Origin of the sequence: Planococcus soli (assembly GCF_016881065.1) — a bacterium.
Lineage (GTDB): Bacteria > Bacillota > Bacilli > Bacillales_A > Planococcaceae > Planococcus > Planococcus soli.
Window position 1 is genome coordinate 198,298 of the sequence record NZ_WXYN01000004.1, and the last position, 15,692, is coordinate 213,989.

16 protein-coding genes are annotated in these 15,692 nt (G+C 45.2%); 13 read left to right on the plus strand and 3 right to left on the minus strand.

The features are described 5' to 3' along the window. Positions 1–38: 38 nt before the first annotated feature. The 9 genes from GJB59_RS01930 (at position 39) to GJB59_RS01970 (ending at position 10,161) form a co-directional block, all read left to right on the plus strand. A complete protein-coding gene (locus tag GJB59_RS01930) occupies positions 39–365 on the plus strand; it encodes a nucleoside triphosphate pyrophosphohydrolase (RefSeq protein ID WP_142828603.1) in 327 nt (108 codons plus the stop codon). Next, entirely contained in the window at positions 358–2,787 is a 2,430-nt protein-coding gene (locus tag GJB59_RS01935) for a DEAD/DEAH box helicase family protein (RefSeq protein WP_142828604.1), read from the plus strand. Before GJB59_RS01930 ends, GJB59_RS01935 begins: the two co-directional genes overlap by 8 nt. A 246-nt stretch (positions 2,788–3,033) precedes the next feature. Next, a complete protein-coding gene (locus GJB59_RS01940) occupies positions 3,034–3,984 on the plus strand; it encodes a ribose-phosphate diphosphokinase (protein WP_142828605.1) in 951 nt (316 codons plus the stop codon). A gap of 284 nt (positions 3,985–4,268) precedes the next feature. After that, a complete protein-coding gene (locus tag GJB59_RS01945; RefSeq protein ID WP_236015341.1) occupies positions 4,269–5,315 on the plus strand; it encodes an SIS domain-containing protein in 1,047 nt (348 codons plus the stop codon). Between the two features lie 35 nt (positions 5,316–5,350). After that, positions 5,351–6,622, plus strand: a complete 1,272-nt coding sequence (locus GJB59_RS01950; RefSeq protein ID WP_142828606.1) for an ABC transporter substrate-binding protein — start codon at positions 5,351–5,353, stop codon at positions 6,620–6,622. Between the two features lie 57 nt (positions 6,623–6,679). Beyond that, positions 6,680–7,582 carry a carbohydrate ABC transporter permease gene (locus tag GJB59_RS01955; protein WP_236015343.1) on the plus strand — a complete coding sequence of 301 codons (903 nt, stop codon included), beginning with the start codon at positions 6,680–6,682 and terminating at the stop codon, positions 7,580–7,582. 1 nt (position 7,583) lies between these two features. Further along, positions 7,584–8,510 carry a carbohydrate ABC transporter permease gene (locus GJB59_RS01960; RefSeq protein WP_142828607.1) on the plus strand — a complete coding sequence of 309 codons (927 nt, stop codon included), beginning with the start codon at positions 7,584–7,586 and terminating at the stop codon, positions 8,508–8,510. A gap of 15 nt (positions 8,511–8,525) precedes the next feature. After that, a complete protein-coding gene (locus GJB59_RS01965) occupies positions 8,526–9,341 on the plus strand; it encodes a PfkB family carbohydrate kinase (protein WP_142828608.1) in 816 nt (271 codons plus the stop codon). A gap of 76 nt (positions 9,342–9,417) precedes the next feature. Further along, positions 9,418–10,161: a GntR family transcriptional regulator gene (locus GJB59_RS01970; RefSeq protein WP_142828609.1), complete on the plus strand. Its 744-nt coding sequence runs from the start codon at positions 9,418–9,420 to the stop codon at positions 10,159–10,161. A 92-nt stretch (positions 10,162–10,253) separates the two neighbouring features. Here the strand turns inward: GJB59_RS01970 and GJB59_RS01975 are convergent, their stop codons facing one another. Then, entirely contained in the window at positions 10,254–10,430 is a 177-nt protein-coding gene (locus tag GJB59_RS01975) for a hypothetical protein (RefSeq protein ID WP_185960077.1), read from the minus strand. Between the two features lie 141 nt (positions 10,431–10,571). Between GJB59_RS01975 and GJB59_RS01980 the strand changes: the two genes are divergently transcribed. Together GJB59_RS01980 and GJB59_RS01985 are read left to right on the plus strand one after the other, a co-directional pair. Next, positions 10,572–10,787: a DUF6366 family protein gene (locus GJB59_RS01980; protein WP_142828610.1), complete on the plus strand. Its 216-nt coding sequence runs from the start codon at positions 10,572–10,574 to the stop codon at positions 10,785–10,787. Between the two features lie 24 nt (positions 10,788–10,811). Then, positions 10,812–11,219 carry a DUF4181 domain-containing protein gene (locus GJB59_RS01985; RefSeq protein ID WP_142828611.1) on the plus strand — a complete coding sequence of 136 codons (408 nt, stop codon included), beginning with the start codon at positions 10,812–10,814 and terminating at the stop codon, positions 11,217–11,219. A 77-nt stretch (positions 11,220–11,296) separates the two neighbouring features. Here GJB59_RS01985 and GJB59_RS01990 read toward each other — a convergent pair whose 3' ends face one another. Together GJB59_RS01990 and GJB59_RS01995 are read right to left on the minus strand one after the other, a co-directional pair. After that, entirely contained in the window at positions 11,297–12,706 is a 1,410-nt protein-coding gene (locus GJB59_RS01990; protein ID WP_142828612.1) for a DHA2 family efflux MFS transporter permease subunit, read from the minus strand. Between the two features lie 455 nt (positions 12,707–13,161). Beyond that, positions 13,162–14,106, minus strand: coding sequence for an arsenic resistance protein (locus GJB59_RS01995; protein ID WP_142828613.1), 945 nt, complete (start codon positions 14,104–14,106; stop codon positions 13,162–13,164). Between the two features lie 312 nt (positions 14,107–14,418). On the opposite strand from GJB59_RS01995, the gene GJB59_RS02000 reads away from it, so the two are divergent. Together GJB59_RS02000 and GJB59_RS02005 are read left to right on the plus strand one after the other, a co-directional pair. Beyond that, positions 14,419–14,613, plus strand: a complete 195-nt coding sequence (locus GJB59_RS02000; protein ID WP_203583260.1) for a hypothetical protein — start codon at positions 14,419–14,421, stop codon at positions 14,611–14,613. A 571-nt stretch (positions 14,614–15,184) separates the two neighbouring features. Continuing rightward, complete coding sequence (locus GJB59_RS02005) at positions 15,185–15,691, plus strand: RrF2 family transcriptional regulator (protein ID WP_142828615.1); 507 nt, start codon at positions 15,185–15,187, stop codon at positions 15,689–15,691. The last annotated feature ends 1 nt before the right edge of the window (position 15,692 follow it).

The window sequence follows — 15,692 nt, forward strand, 5'->3', positions numbered from 1 at the left end:
AATACTGACATAATCTATATTTTAAAAGGAGTTTTCCTATGCCTATCTATAACAAGCTAGTCCGTGATGCTATACCAGAAGTGATTGAGAAGACCGGCAAAGAATTTTCAACCCGTATTCTTGGGGAAGTTGAATATGAAGCTGAAGTGAAAAAGAAATTAAGCGAAGAACTAGAAGAGTATAAAGAAGCAGCAACTAATGAAGAAGCAATTGAAGAATTGGCTGACATCCTCGAACTTCTTCACGCAGCAACAAAAATCCACGGTTCTTCTTTTGAAGAGTTGGAAGGAGTACGCCAGGCAAAAGCAGAGAAGCGCGGGGGATTTGAAAAGCGGATCTTCCTAATTGAGGTTGAAGATGACTAAGCTGGAACTGGTCACTTCTCAGCTTGTTTCGCATTTGGAGAGATTATCAAAAGATGCGGTTGAGATTCAATGGATAACGGCGTTTGCGATGAAGTCCGGTGTGAAAAAGATCATTCCTTTCCTGCAGCAGGCGGCTAGAAGAGGGGTACCGATTAAGCTGTTGGTAGGCGACTATCTGTTTGTCACGCAGCCGGATGCGCTGCAATTGCTTTTGGAAGAGTTGCCTTCTGCGGAAATTCGGATTTGGAAGAGCGGGGGAACTTCCTTCCATCCGAAATCTTATTTGTTTCGGGGAACAGAAGCTTCGCAGCTAATTGTGGGATCATCTAATTTATCAGCCTCCGCATTAACCACAGGGGTGGAGTGGAACTTAATTGCGCCGACTTCTGTGGACGCGGAGGTTTTTGAAGAAGCGACCGTTCAATTTCTGAAAAATTTTTATGCTGATCAAACAGTATCTTTAAATACAGAGACATTGGCAGAATATCGGTCCTTACATAATGCAGCAAATCTTAAACGGCCTATCAGCCCTGTGTGGTCGGAAGCAGAGGAAGTCGAAATGACGGTCGGGCCGACTCTCCCGCATCCGCCTGAAGTAGCGGAGACTCCAGTCTCTTATCAAGCCCCTATTTCACCTAGACCTGCGCAAAGTGAAGCGCTGGAAGCCTTGGACAACGTAATAGTGGAAGATTACAGTCGGGCTATGGTGGTGCTGGCAACGGGCTTGGGCAAAACTTATTTAGCCGCTTTTTTTGCGGCGAAATTTAAACGGGTGTTGTTTGTCGCACATAGAGAAGAAATCTTGACTCAGGCAGAGCAATCCTTCCGGCATGTTCATCCGGACCGGTCGAGTGCGTTTTATAATGCCTCCGAGAAAAAGACCGATGCTGATTTTATTTTTGCATCAATCTATACCCTAGGCAGCCAGTATCATTTGGACCAATTTGAAAAGGATGCTTTTGATTTGATTGTGGTGGATGAATTCCATCATGCAGCCGCGCCAACTTACGAGCGTTTGCTCCATCATTTTGAGCCGAAGTTTTTACTGGGCATTACCGCTACACCTGACCGCATGGACAATAAAGACGTTTACGCGTTATGTGATGGAAATGTTGCTATCTCGATTCACTTTCTAGATGCCATAGAGCGCAGTTGGCTTTCTCCATTCAATTATTACGGCGTTTACGATGATACCGATTATTCGGCTATTCCATGGAGAGGAACCCGGTATGATGAAGGGGAATTACTGCAAGTGCAGCTGCGAAAAGAGTTTGCCGAAAAGATCTTTGAAGAGTGGAGCCGGCAAAAACAGACGCGAACGATAGCCTTCTGCTCATCTATCAAGCAAGCGATGTATATGAACAGTTTCTTTCAGCACAAAGGTGTTCGATCAATTGCGCTTCATGGCGAGTCGCATCCACAAGAGCGCAAAGCTGCCCGCTCCAAGCTGGATTCAGGTGAACTTGATCTCATTTTCACAGTTGATTTATTCAATGAGGGCGTCGATATTCCGAAAGTGGATACCCTTCTTTTCATCCGGCCGACCGAATCGCTGGCCGTTTATACGCAGCAAATCGGCCGTGGCCTGCGAATTGCAGAAGGAAAGTCGCATTGCGTCATCATTGATTTTATTGGCAATTACCGAAATGCTGACTTGAAACTGGCTGTTTTTAATAAAGAAGAAAGCCGAGCTTCAAGTAAACCTAGCGAACCGCTTGTGCCGGCTCTTTGTGAATTTAATCTGGATTTGCAAGTAATCAATCTGCTGGAGGAAATGCGCAGAAAAAGAGCGCCCCGAAAAGAGGCGTTGGTTTTGGCATACCGTGATTTGAAAAAGGAAATGGGAAGACGCCCAACTTATTTGGAATTCCACCTTCATGCCAACCTCGACTCCAAAACGGTAAAACAGGAGTTTGGCAGTTACGTTGGAATGCTCGCTTTTGCGGATGAGCTGATGGAAAAAGAACAAGAGGTCTGGCTGAAATTTAAAGGCTGGTTTTTGGAAGCTGAAAAAACCGGTATGACCAAAAGTTACAAGATGGTTGTCTTGAATTATATGCTGTCAAAAGGGGAAAAGAGGTGGCTTGAGCCGATAACATCGGAAGAAGCGGCACCTTTCTTTCATAAGTACTTAACTGAAAAAGACTACCGAATGAACATAGACTTCAGTGATATCCAGGGGAAACGGCTGCGTACATACGATCAAAAGAAAATGACAGATTTGATTGCGCAAATGCCAATGACGAAGTGGAGTGGGAGTGCGAAAGAAGGTATCGCTTCTTTTAAGGATGGTATCTTCAAATTTCAGCTGCAGCCTTCTGTAGAAGAAAATGAGCTCCTGTACAAATGGACTCAAGAGATAGCAGACTACCGATTGCATGCTTATTTCGAGAGAAAGTCGGTATCCTTAACATTAAATTAAACTGTTACGTAAAGAGGGAGTTGTAAGGTGCAAGCTCTCTCGAAACTTCAGCTGCTAAAAGACAGTGAAAAACTTATGACAATTAATCCATTCAACAAAAATGAACCTCTTAAACCATTGGCTATTACCCCAGCAACGCGTTATCATAAAAGCAACTGCTGCAAGTACTATGCCAGTTGGTTGACCTCGGCAGTAAGCCGGTCAGCTATCAAATAGGTTCAACAATTTTTTGAAGGGGGCTATCATTTGGCTTATCAATTAGGGGAAAAATTTAAGCTTTTTACATTGAATTCAAATCCAGAACTGGCCCAGGAAATCGCGGATGAGCTCGGTTGTCAGCTGGGGAAAAGCTCCATTAACCACTTTAGCGATGGCGAAGTTCAAATACACATCGAAGAAAGTGTTCGAGGCAAAAAAGTCTACTTGATTCAGTCGACTTCCCAACCGGGGAATGAGCACGTCATGGAACTGCTGATCATGATCGATGCGCTAAAGCGGGCTTCTGCGGAAACCATCAATGTCGTCATGCCTTACTACGGCTATGCGCGACAGGACCGGAAAGCGAGTTCACGTGAACCGATCACGGCAAAATTGGTGGCCAACATGCTGGCAAAGGCAGGGGCTACCCACATCATCACAATGGATTTGCATGCTCCCCAAATCCAGGGATTCTTCAATATGCCGGTAGACCAATTGCTCGGTGAAAAGATCCTGTCGAAGCATTTCCTGGATAAAGGATTGGAAGATGCCATTGTTGTAGCTCCGGACAACGGCGGGCTGGGAAGAGCCCGTAAACTGGCAAGCCACCTGGACGTTCCGATCGGTTTTATCGACAAGCGCCGAGTACAGCCAGGCGAGCCCGAAGTGGTCAATATTGTGGGTGACATCAAAGGCAAGAACGTCATCATCATTGTGGACATCATTGATACCGCAACGACGATCTCGTTAGCTGCCAATGTCTTGGTTGAAAATGGCGCGAAAGCTGTTTATGCCTGCTGCACACATGCGGTTCTTTCAGGCGGCGCAGTCCAGCGAATCGAAGAGTCGGCCGTTACGGAACTGGTTGTCACCAATACCATCCGCATCCCCGAAGAAAAACAGACGCCAAAACTTACGATTCTTTCCGTCGCGCCTTTGTTGGCTGAAGCGATTGAACACGTTCATAACGAAAAACCCGTTACGCCTTTGTTTGAATAATAGGAGTGCCTGGCAGTAGAACTAGATATCCTTAATTCTTTAAAAATTAGTGTTTGAAACCTGAAGGCGCCGCTATATGCGGCGCCTTTTTTTGTTGATTTGTAATTTTAGCAAGCATCACAAAAAAAAAGCATCAAGAGAAACAGTGTTGGATAAGCTTTTTGAACACCTTTAAAAATAAAATAAATTAAATTGTCAAATTATATTGACTATTTAAAATACTTCGGATTATAATACTAATTAATATAACGTCATATGACGTTATAAATTATGGAGGTGTTCAAATGAAACAAGAGCAAGGTACAATTATTGAAGAAGCAGCAGGCGGAATCATCCATGAAGTGCAAGGAACGGCCATGAAGCCGGAGCATGCGAATCAGATTGCCAACGTATTGGAAGCGGTAAAATCCCGCGACATCCAGAATGTCTATTTTGTAGCATGCGGAGGTTCAATGGCTTCCCTGTCGTTCGGAGAATATTTCATCAGCAAGGAAACGGAAGTTCCAAGCTTCGTCTACACAGCCAACGAGTTTATCCACCGCAACCCGAAAAGTGTCGGTGAAAACACACTGGTAATTTTGCGCTCCCATTCAGGAACCACTCCTGAAACGGTCGAAGCAGCAAGCTTTGCTCGCGAAAAAGGCGCATTGACCGTGTCCATCTCGATGGAAGCGGAATCTCCTTTATGCCAAGCCGCTGAACACATCGTCCATTACAACTACAAAGACGGTTCGGATGCCATCGATGGTGAAGTCGGCATTTTCTACACATTGATCTTCGAATTGCTGAATGCACTGGCTCCGAATGAAAAATACAAACGCGTTGTCAGCCAGTTGCCGAATGTCGGCGAACTGATCCAGAAAAACATCGAACAATTTGCGGATGCTGCAAATGAATTCGGCAAAAAGAACAAGCGTGAACACATCATTTACACAATGGCGAGCGGTGCATATATCCACCACGCCTACTCGTTCACGAGCTGCCTGTTGATGGAGATGCTGTGGATCCATTCAAACGCCATCCATTCAGGAGAGTTCTTCCATGGACCGTTCGAAATCACGGATTATGACGTGCCATTCCTGGTTGTTAAAGGCGCCGGAACAAGCCGTCCGCTGGATGAGCGCGCACTGGACTTCGTACAGAAATTCAGCGACAAAGTGGAAGTGGTCGACATCGAAACCTTGAACTACGAAGGTGTGGATGAAGACTTGAAAGAATACTTCGGCCCGGCGCTTGCGGGATCGGTTCTTCGCCTGTATGCGGATGCACTGGCTGAACACACGGGACATCCGTTGTCCGTCAGAAGATATATGTGGAAAATGGATTACTAAAAAATAAGCGGGGTTCATCAGAAAGGGGATACGAAATGAAGAAAACATTGTGCTTTTCGATTTTGTTGCTTCTGCTTTCGACGTTATTAGCTGCATGTAATTCAGGTGGGGAACAAAGTGCCAATGCGGATGGCAAAGTGGAAATCGACTTTTTCCACAGATGGCCGAATGAACCGAGAAAATCTTTCTATGATGAAAAAATCAAAGAGTACATGGAGCAGAACCCGGATGTCCACATCAACGTGGATTACGTCCTGAACGATGCTTATAAAGAAAAAGTCCGTGTCCTGGTATCGAGCGATGAACTGCCGGACATTTTCACTGCCTGGTCGGATTCATTTGCTGAAAATCTGGTTTCTTCTGAACGCATCATGCCGTTGAATGAGGTCATTCAAGAAGACGAGGAATGGTCATCGAAAATCATTGATTCCCAGTTCGGCGGATTCACTTTTGACGACACGACGTATGGCATTCCGTTTACGGTAGATGGAAAAGCATTCTTCTATAATAAAGCGGCTTTTGAAGAAAATAATATCGAAATTCCGAAAACCTATGACGAGTTGATTGAAGCGCTCGATAAGCTTCAAAGTGCAGGCTATGAACAGCCATTGGTTGAAGGCTTGACCAATACGTGGGCGATCTCCCATTACCTCGGGACCATTTTCGAACGTGTCGTTGATCCGGCAGTCCTGGAAAAAGACTACAACTCGGAAACGGCTGAGTTCACGGATCCAGGCTACGTTCAGGGCCTTGAAATGTTCAATGAACTGACAAGCTATATGGGCGAAGTTTCCACTGCAATCGATCACGAAGCGGCGCGCAATATGTTCGCTGCCGGTGAAGTCCCGATATTGTATATGCAGTTTGCGGAGATCAAGATGGTCGAGGAAGCGGGAGATGTAGAGTTCGGATTCTTCGACTTCCCGGAAGTTGAAGGGGCAAAAGGCGACCCGACAGCACTTACCGGCGCACCTGAAGGTTGGATGGTCAGCAAAAACGCACCAGAAGAAACCATCGATTTCCTGAAATTCCTGACTTCTGAAGAAACAGCTGCTGACTTCACGAAAACAGACGGACAGTTGAATGCCATTGAAGGAGCAGTCACGGAAGAGAACGTCAACCCGGCAAGTCTAGAGGCGTACGAACTGATCACCAATGCTTCGTCGACCGCGCCATGGTTCGATAATGCAGTCAATATCAATGTAGCAGACGTCTTTATGCGCGGCGGACAAAGCTTGGCCACTGGGCAGACAACGCCTGAAGATATCTTGAAAGAAGCACAGCAGGAAGCGGAAAACCAAAAATAGCAGCAAACCAGAACTGGATAAGTCCTAATGTTCTCGTGAATATTAGGACTTATTAAAATGAAAGAAGGTGCACGTATGATTGCCAGAAGAAACCGGATGATCCCAGCCTTGTTCATATTGCCGAGCCTCTTGTTCTTGGGAATCTTCATCTATATTCCACTCGTCCAAAACTTCTATAACAGCTTTTTTGACTTTAGCGTCTTTTCTCCGACGAAAGAATATGTCGGGTTTTCAGCATTTCAACAGCTGCTTGGCGATAAAGTCGTAATGACTGCCTTGATCAACAACGTCAAGTACGCCATAATCTCCGTTATTTTTCAAGTAGCATTCGCGTTGATTCTGGCCACGATCCTGGAAGACAAGCTTTTCCGACGGATAGCACCGATGCTTCGTGTCATCTATTTCATACCGGTTATGATTTCGATTTCGGTTATCGCCTTGCTGTTCAACTTTATCTACAACCCTCAGATGGGGCTGTTAAACAGCTTTTTGGAACTGGTCGGCTTGGGCAATCTGGCAGTGCCGTGGCTTGGAAATGCGACAACTTCCATTTATGCAGTCATTGCCATGTCTCAATGGCAGAGCATCGGCTTTATCACGATGCTGTTTATCGTAGCGATCCAGAAAATCCCTAAAGAGCTATACGAGGCGGCGAACATTGACGGCGCCGGAAAAATTCGGCAGTTTTTCAGCATTACGATTCCGCAAGTAAAAGAAGCTTTATTCGTCAACATGCTCATCACCATCACAGGATCCATGCTCGTTTTCAACGAACCGTACATACTGACCAACGGCGGTCCGGGGACGAGCTCGATGACGTTATCGGTGTATATGTACCAGCAGGGCTTTTTCAAAGACAATATGGGTTACGGGTCCGCTGTTGCCACGCTGATTTTCGTCGTCACTGCGATTTTCGCCCTGATCCAAATCAAGGTTTCAGGAACCGGAAAGGATGAATAGGATGACAAAAACAACTGAAAATATCAAATCCGATGTACTCACGCAGGATCAAAAGCGTACGAAAGAGCGCTCTGCAAAAAGCGTTAAAGCGTCCAGAAAAACCAGTTTGTCGACGAAAGTTTCGAAAAACATGATTCTCTTAGGTCTGCTGTTGTTTGCTTTTGTCATCCTTTATCCGCTTTTTTGGATGGTGGTTTCTTCCTTGAAAAGTTATGATGAAATCTATAACAATGTATGGGGGCTGCCGTCTGTCTGGCATTTCGAGAACTACGCGACGGCTTGGTCGATGGGGATTTCCGGATATTTTATCAACAGTCTTTGGGTGACTTTAGCGACTATTTTCCTGGTTGTCATTATTGGATCGATGGCAGCGTTTACGCTGTCGCGCTATAAATCGAGATGGATTGATGTAGCCCTGATATTCACCATCGGAGGCATCATGATGAATCCCCAAGTTGCGTTGATCCCGCTTTTTGAAATGCTGACCTGGATGGATTTGATCAACACGCATTGGGCCCTGATCTTAACGTATGTGGCGTACCGTCTGCCGCTGACGATCATCCTGATCCGCGCGTTCTTCCTGAGTATTCCAAGAGAGCTAGAAGAATCGGCCATCATTGACGGCTGCAGTGAGTTTGGCATTTACGCCCGCATCTATTTGCCGCTGTCGGTTCCCATCATTGTGACGACAATCGTGTTGACGGCTTACTTCGCATGGAACGAGTTTATGTTTGCGACGGTGTTCATTGATTCGGACATGCTGAAGACCATTCCGTCCGGCTTGATGAACTTCCGGGATGCACTCAGAACCGACTGGGGCGTGCTGCTTGCAGGAATGGTGATTGCGACCATCCCGATGGTCGTCCTGTTGATTTTCCTGCAGCGATATTTAGTCAGAGGGCTGTCGGAAGGATCTGTGAAAGGATAAGAGGAGGAATTTGGAATGAAGCTGATTGCAGTTGGAGATAATGTAGTGGATTGCTATTTGGATCAACAGAAATACTATCCGGGAGGCAATTGCGTCAACGTTGCTGTCAATGCCCGAAAAAATGGAGCCGAGAAGGCTGCATACATTGGCATCTTCGCGACCGATGAAAAAGCGCAGCACATCAAATATGCGTTGGAAAAAGAAGCCATCGACTTCGGTCTGTCCCGTACAGCGGAAGGCATCAGCGGCCAGCCGCGTGTCGCCCTGACGGATGAAGGCGACCGCGTGTTTATGAGCGGCGCAAAAAATTCAGTTCAACGGCGGTTTAAACTGCAGCTGATTGAAGAAGATCTGGATTTCATTGAAGCTTTTGATGTCTGTCACGTCAGCTGCTATTCGTCCATGGAAAGCGAACTGGAGAAGTTGGCCAAAGTCATTGACATCTCGTATGATTTCTCCAACCATCTGGAACTGGACTATATCGAGAAGGTGGCGCCATTTATCAAGTATGCTTTTTTCTCGGCGGCAGAATTGACGGAAGAAGAGCTGAACTGGTTTGTCCAAAAGCTGAAAGGGTTCGGTTTTAAAGCAGCGGCTCTGACGAGGGGCAATGAGCCTGCTTTGTTTATCAGTGAGGAAAAGGTTTTTGAACAAAAGTTGAAGAAAATTACCGTTGTCGACACGATGGGGGCAGGCGACAGTTTGATAGGCGGATTTCTGGTGAATTATCTAAACGGGGAAAGCATGGAAAAAGCAATCGAAAAAGCGACGGCATCCGCCGAAGCGACATGCGGGTTTTACGGCGGGATCGGATACCCGAAGGAATTCTAAAAAATTGTTTTCGAACTGCTCCTCATGTACAGTTAAATCATAGAATGATCGAATGTTAAGTATAGGGGGAGCTTGGATGATGGATCAAAACAGCGTGGATACGGACAGTCCTGTATTGCTGTATGAGCAGATAAAGTCAGGCATCAAGGCATGGATCAAAACGAATAACATGAAGGCGGGAGACAAGATTCCAAACGAATCCGAGCTGTGTGGAATCTTTGACGTCAGCCGCATCACTATACGGAGGGCCATTAAGGAACTGGGCGAGGAAGGCGTCATCGAAGTGATTCGCGGCAAAGGCACATTTGTCCGGGCTTCCAAAAAAGACCTGCATCTATTGAATTTGAAGGGTTTTACAGAAGGGTTGTCTACAGAGGAAAATAACATCGAAAAAGAGATTCTGCACAAACGGATCATCACGGACGATGCAGAAGCCTCAAGAGCATTTGAACATGAACAGACCGAATTTGTCGAGCTCGTCCGCCTCGTCAAAGATGCGGAAGGGCCGTTCAGCATAGACTTTGCCTATTTGCCAGTGAACATCTATCCCGGCATTTACGATCTGCTGGATGACAGTGTCTCTACTTTTGCATTGATACGTGAAAAGTACAAGATCCCCTTCACAAAAGTGAAAAAAGAGATCGAATACGTCCATCCCCCGGCAGAGCTTTGCAAACACTTAGGAATCAATAAAACGTCGCCTGTCATCCTGGTGAAGAAAATCATTTATTGCCCTGATGGATCGCCTGTCCATTATTCCAAGTATTATATGGTCGGTGAACGCGTGAAATTTTATATCGAAGCTGATTATACCGAGTGACCGGATGGAATCATCAAGTGATGAGCCAGTTAGAGCTTACATGAAAAGCACCGCAGAGAATTTTCTGCGGTGCTTTTGCTGTTCTCTTATACTCAGTGGCTGTGAACCCGGTTCTTTTGTTTTTTGTGCAGTACATAAAAGAATGCAGCAATAACCAAGGATGCGATAAAGGCACCGATTGTAATTTCACCTGGAAACAGGAACGACAAAATTAAAAATGCCACACCGACAACCACCATCACGACCGACAACAATAGATTTGCACTCATGGATTTCCCTCCGTTCTATTCTGGATCTTCTTCGCATTTTGACGCTTCTTTTTTTGGACAATAAAGAGCAGGACCAGAAATCTATGTCATAATAATAGTATACATTAATTGAATTATTAGTAAATTAAAGGGGGAAGTGGGATGGAATCGAGAAAGAATGCTAAGGAAACCAGAGAGCGCCTCAGACAAAACGAGCTGAAACGCAATCCTGGAGGCTCTGCGCGAGATGAATTTGATAAAAGCGCCGGGAACGGCAACGTTACAGACATCGCGGGCAACATGGGCTGGAAAGGCATGGTCCTATTAATTCTTGTGTTGATTTTGGGTTATGTCATTTACCAATTCTTTTTTAGTTAAAGAGGTCTTCAAGGAGGAAATAGCATGTTTTGGTTGAAGATTGGATTAGCGCTAGTCATTTTATTCGCTTTGATTTCGTTAGTGAAGTTCTCCTTGAGAAAAATATTCAAAATCGAAAAAGAAAAGCGGGAGTGGTTTTCCTATAACCATATTAACAAGACCCATAAAAAAGTGGACTGGTTTTTGAGGATTTCGACGGCAGTGGTACTGATTGTCATTTTGTATTTGGTAATTTTCAAAGAGTATTCAATAGCCTTTTATCTGGTTCCAGTAATCCTACTTTCGGTAGCGGACTATTCCGTTAGGGCATTCTTTGAATGGAAATACTCGGACAATCCCAAGCAGTCGATCCTGACAATTGGTGAGATGGTTATTACGATAACAGTAATAGCCGTAACCATTCAGTTTGATTTACTTAATTTGGGATATTGAATACGAGTCATTCAATTACATTAAAAAACTCAACAAAAAAACCACCCATCCTGTATAAGGACGGGTGGTTTTTCACGTCATTTCAGAGCGGCACGGTTGTTTTTGATAAACAACGATCCGATCAAGCCAATAGCTGCAGCTGCCAACACCGCGTAAAACGCGTGATGGGTGCCGAAGGCCAGAAACTCAGCGGGATTGCCTGCGCCAAAGTCTACAATGTAGTTTTCTTGGCCAGCTGTGAATAAGGTGATGGCAATTGCGGTACCTGCAGCGCCTGCCAGTTGCGTGAGGGTGTTCATAGCGGCTGAACCATCTGCATACAGTTCTGGCGGCAGCTGATTCATTGCGTGAGTCTGTGCGGGCATAATGGTCATGGAAATGCCCAGGAACAAAATGCACAGAGCAGCAATAATTTGCCATACCGGAGTTGTCGCTGACAAGATCAGAAGGAAAGCGACAGCTGCAACAGTTACGAGTGCAAAACCGGCACGTGTGAAGATGCGGGCGCCCACCCGGTCAAAGTTGGATCCGACGATCGGCGCCATGATGATGTTGATCAAGTTAGCCGGCAGCATCAACAAACCTGCGGCAATCGACGTATAAGCCAGTACACTCTTCAAGTAAATCGGAATCAGGATCGCCACAGAAAGAATGACGAACAAAGTCAAGAACATCAGCACGGTTCCAAGTGCGAACATCGGGTATTTGAAGACGCGCAAGTTGACCATTGGCTGCGGCATCTTCAGCTGGCGGCTGATGAACAGCAGCAAGGCGATCACACCTGCAAGCAACGGAGCCCAAACAGTCGGTTCTGTAAATGGCGTTTCTGCCAATGTCGCCAAGGAAAAGATGATGCCGCCAAATGCGATGGTCGATAATAGGAGCGAGACGACATCAATTTTCGGCTTGGTGATGTCCGAGACGTTCTCCGTTTTTAACGCACCGATCAATAACAGGGCATTTAATGCGACCATCATCCAGAAAATATAATGCCAGCTGCTGGCATTGATGATCAATCCGCTTAATGTAGGTCCAAGAGCTGGACCTGCGGTGATGACCAACCCGACAATGCCCATCACCGAGCCGCGTTTTTGGATCGGGAAGATTAAGAGAATGACACTAAACATTAACGGCAGGAAGATGCCGGTTCCGATCGCTTGGACCAAACGGCCGACCAGCAAGAAAGAAAAACTCGGTGCCAGCGCAGCAAGCAATGCGCCGAGGGAAGAAATGAGCAATGCCGAAACAATCAGCTGGCGCGTCGTAAACCAGCGGACCAGGTAAGCGGACAACGGCACCAAGATGGCCAATACCAGTAAATAGCCGGTCGTTAGCCACTGGGCAGTCCCTGCGGTGATAGCAAAGTCTTCCATGATGTTGGTCAACGCCATGTTTAATGCAGTTTCACCAAATAACCCGATAAAAGATCCAATCATTAAAATAGCGGCCATCGTTTTTGGTCTTTTTACTTGTACATGAGAGTTCATAACGCAACTTCTTTCTATCTATAGTTTTGGCGTGCAGACTTTTCAATAATCATTTGAGTCTATTTGCTACTATAGCAAAAATTCTTTTAAAAACTCAATGTAATTCGAAGGGCTGGAAGAGAGGCCCGCCACAACTTTGACACATTATCCGCGAATAAAAGCATACAAATTGCATGTGAAAATACGCACAATACGTTGTTGGAAATGAAAACGCTTAGAACAGATCCTTTAGAAGAGAATCTAGTTTAGAAATCATCGTAATAACCAGCTGCAGCAAGGCTTAGAGCCATTTCTAAGGGGTGTGCTACCACTTTTCGAAAAATCTCAATAGTTTTATTGGGAAATAAAGCAAAAAAACCACAAAAGATTTAATTGAAAAATTAAACTTTCTTAATGTCAGCGCTGAGTAAGAACGAAAAAAACACAATCGACTGCTACAGGGTCGATTGTGCTTTTTATGACAGGCTGCGCTTCCGAAGAACCAGCAAGACTTGGGTGATAGCAGCGAGCACGGGCAACTCCAGCAAAGGACCGATCACCAACGTTAAGGCAATCAACGGCTGGTCCGGAAATGCGGTCATCGCAATGGCCAGCGCGATAGGGGAGTTTCTCGCCAATGTCGCGAGATTCAAACTGGCTGTGTCTTCATAAGAAAACTTCATAAGTCCTCCCATCTTTTGGCCGACAATGAAATTTATGACGAAAAACAGCAGGATGGACACAAGAAGCTGCCACAGCAAGTCCAGGTTATTCAGCAGCAGTTCGCCTTGAGAAGCAAACATCGCCGCGATGGCCAGGCTAAGAAACACGATCGGCAGCGCGCTCCATTTGGTTATTGAAGGCCACGTCCGATTTTTAGCAAGTCCTTTTGTAGCAATTGCCAGCAGTAAAGGAAGTAGCAGTACAGCAACCACACTTTCCAGCAAAAACGAAATCTCAATCCCGCCTGCAGTACCTCCGAACAGCAGGAGGTAAAACGGCAATAAAATAATTTGCAGAATCAAGTTCATGGGCAGGATCGCAGTCGACAACGCCAAGTTGCCTCTAGCGATTCCGGTGAAGGCCAAATACCAGTCTGTGCACGGCGTCACCAGCAGCATGATAAAGCCGATATAAAGAGCCGGCTGGTCTCCTAAAAACAGCGAAGCCAAGAACCAGGCAAGAAGCGGCGTCCAGACAAAATTCATCAGCAGCGTCACCGAAGAAAAACGGATATTGCCAAAAGCCAGCTTCGCTTTTTGGAGTGGAATCTGCAGAAAGGTGAGGTAAAGCATCACGATCAGCAGAGGAACAATTACGCGATCTGCATTTTCTTGAAGGGCACCAATTTGTCCGGCGGCAATTCCAATGACTGCAGCCAAAAAAGTAATTACAGTATATAGTTTTTCAAATAAGCTCATATGCAGTTCACCTGACCTAACCGAAATGTTATGTGTTTTTAATCGTAGCATGGTCGGTGAATACTGAAAAACCATCGCTAAAATGAACTTGCAAAAAATTGTTTACTCATTTGTTGCATAAATAGATACTGAACTTCAAGAATAACATTTATGGGCATTTTTGGTATAATGGAGAGTGGAAATAATAACTTTATTCTTAAGATGGACGGAATTCACAGAGTAGCATGGGGCTTTTGCTTCTTTGATCATAAATTGTCTTATGTATTGTAGAGTGGCATACATAAATCAAAATAGAACAGGGAGAAGGAGGAATTGAATGCTCAACTGGATAGACGTAACACTCACAGTTTTGTTTTTTATTGTTGTGGTCTTTCTCTTTTCACTTTTGAAAAAGAAAATGACGAGGTGATGCAGCTTGTATTTAATAGTTTTACGGTCAGTCTTGCTCATACTGGCGCTATCTTCAGGTATTGGGTGTATCGTATTGAACATCTACTTGTTCAATAATCCAGGCACTGAAAATGCTCGATTTTTAACGCGCCTTTCCTATGGTCTGCTGATGATTCCGATCCCGATAGCATTGGGGCTGGACAAGTTAAGAAATTCGAAGCGTAAAAGCGATAAAAGGAATACGTATCGATCTGATTAGCAAGAGGGGAAAGAAATCTCTTAGAAACCAGCATTACTAAACAGAACCGGAGGCGATTCCAGTGTTTAACGAAAATCCGAAGTGTTCATTGTGCAACAGGGAAATTGAAGGGGGCGAGGTCGTGCATGTAAAGATGCGGTACCCCAAAAGAAAAGGATTTACAGAAATTAAAGCTTATCTAAAAAATGAAGGCCGGTTTACTTGCACCGAATGCGTTGAAAAGAATCAGTCTTGAAGGTTTGAAGCAAATACGCCTAATGTAAAAGCAGCGAGGGATCAGTCTTTGCTGTTTTTACTTTTGTTCTTTTTCGCCGATCAGCTGAAAATGCAAACTCAGCTATTGCATTTTTTAAAAAAGAGCGTATCATCACTAATTGGATAAAGAATATCCATAATGGATATTCAAAGTAGAAGAAAGAGGTGTTCACGATGCAATTGACCAAAGGGGTAGAGCAAGCCTTATGCATTATCGTCTTGCTTGCCACACAGGAAAGCAGCGCGCCGCTCGCTTCAGATGAAATCAGCAAGCGCTTGGGCGTATCGCCATCCTATATGAAAAAAATCATAAGAAAATTAGTCGTCCAGGGGATTGCCGTGTCGGTTTCAGGGAATAACGGCGGTGTTTCGCTTGCGAAACCCGCAGCGGATATTACCATGCTTGATGTGATTGAAGCTATGGAAGGGCCGATTCAGATGTATCCGGATACGGGGTTGATCGGACTCGCGTTTCATGATAAGCAATACACCGAAAAAGGACAGAAGCTTCTCCGCAGCGTCTTTTCCCAAGGAGACCGCTTGCTGATCGAGTATTTTTCTAAAGTAACAGCAGCAGATCTGTTGAAAGAAGGATTAGGCACGTCGAATTTGCCGACTTTAAACTGGAACCGGGAAACCTTAAGCGACGTAATAGACAAAGAACGGGATGATGACAAGTGAA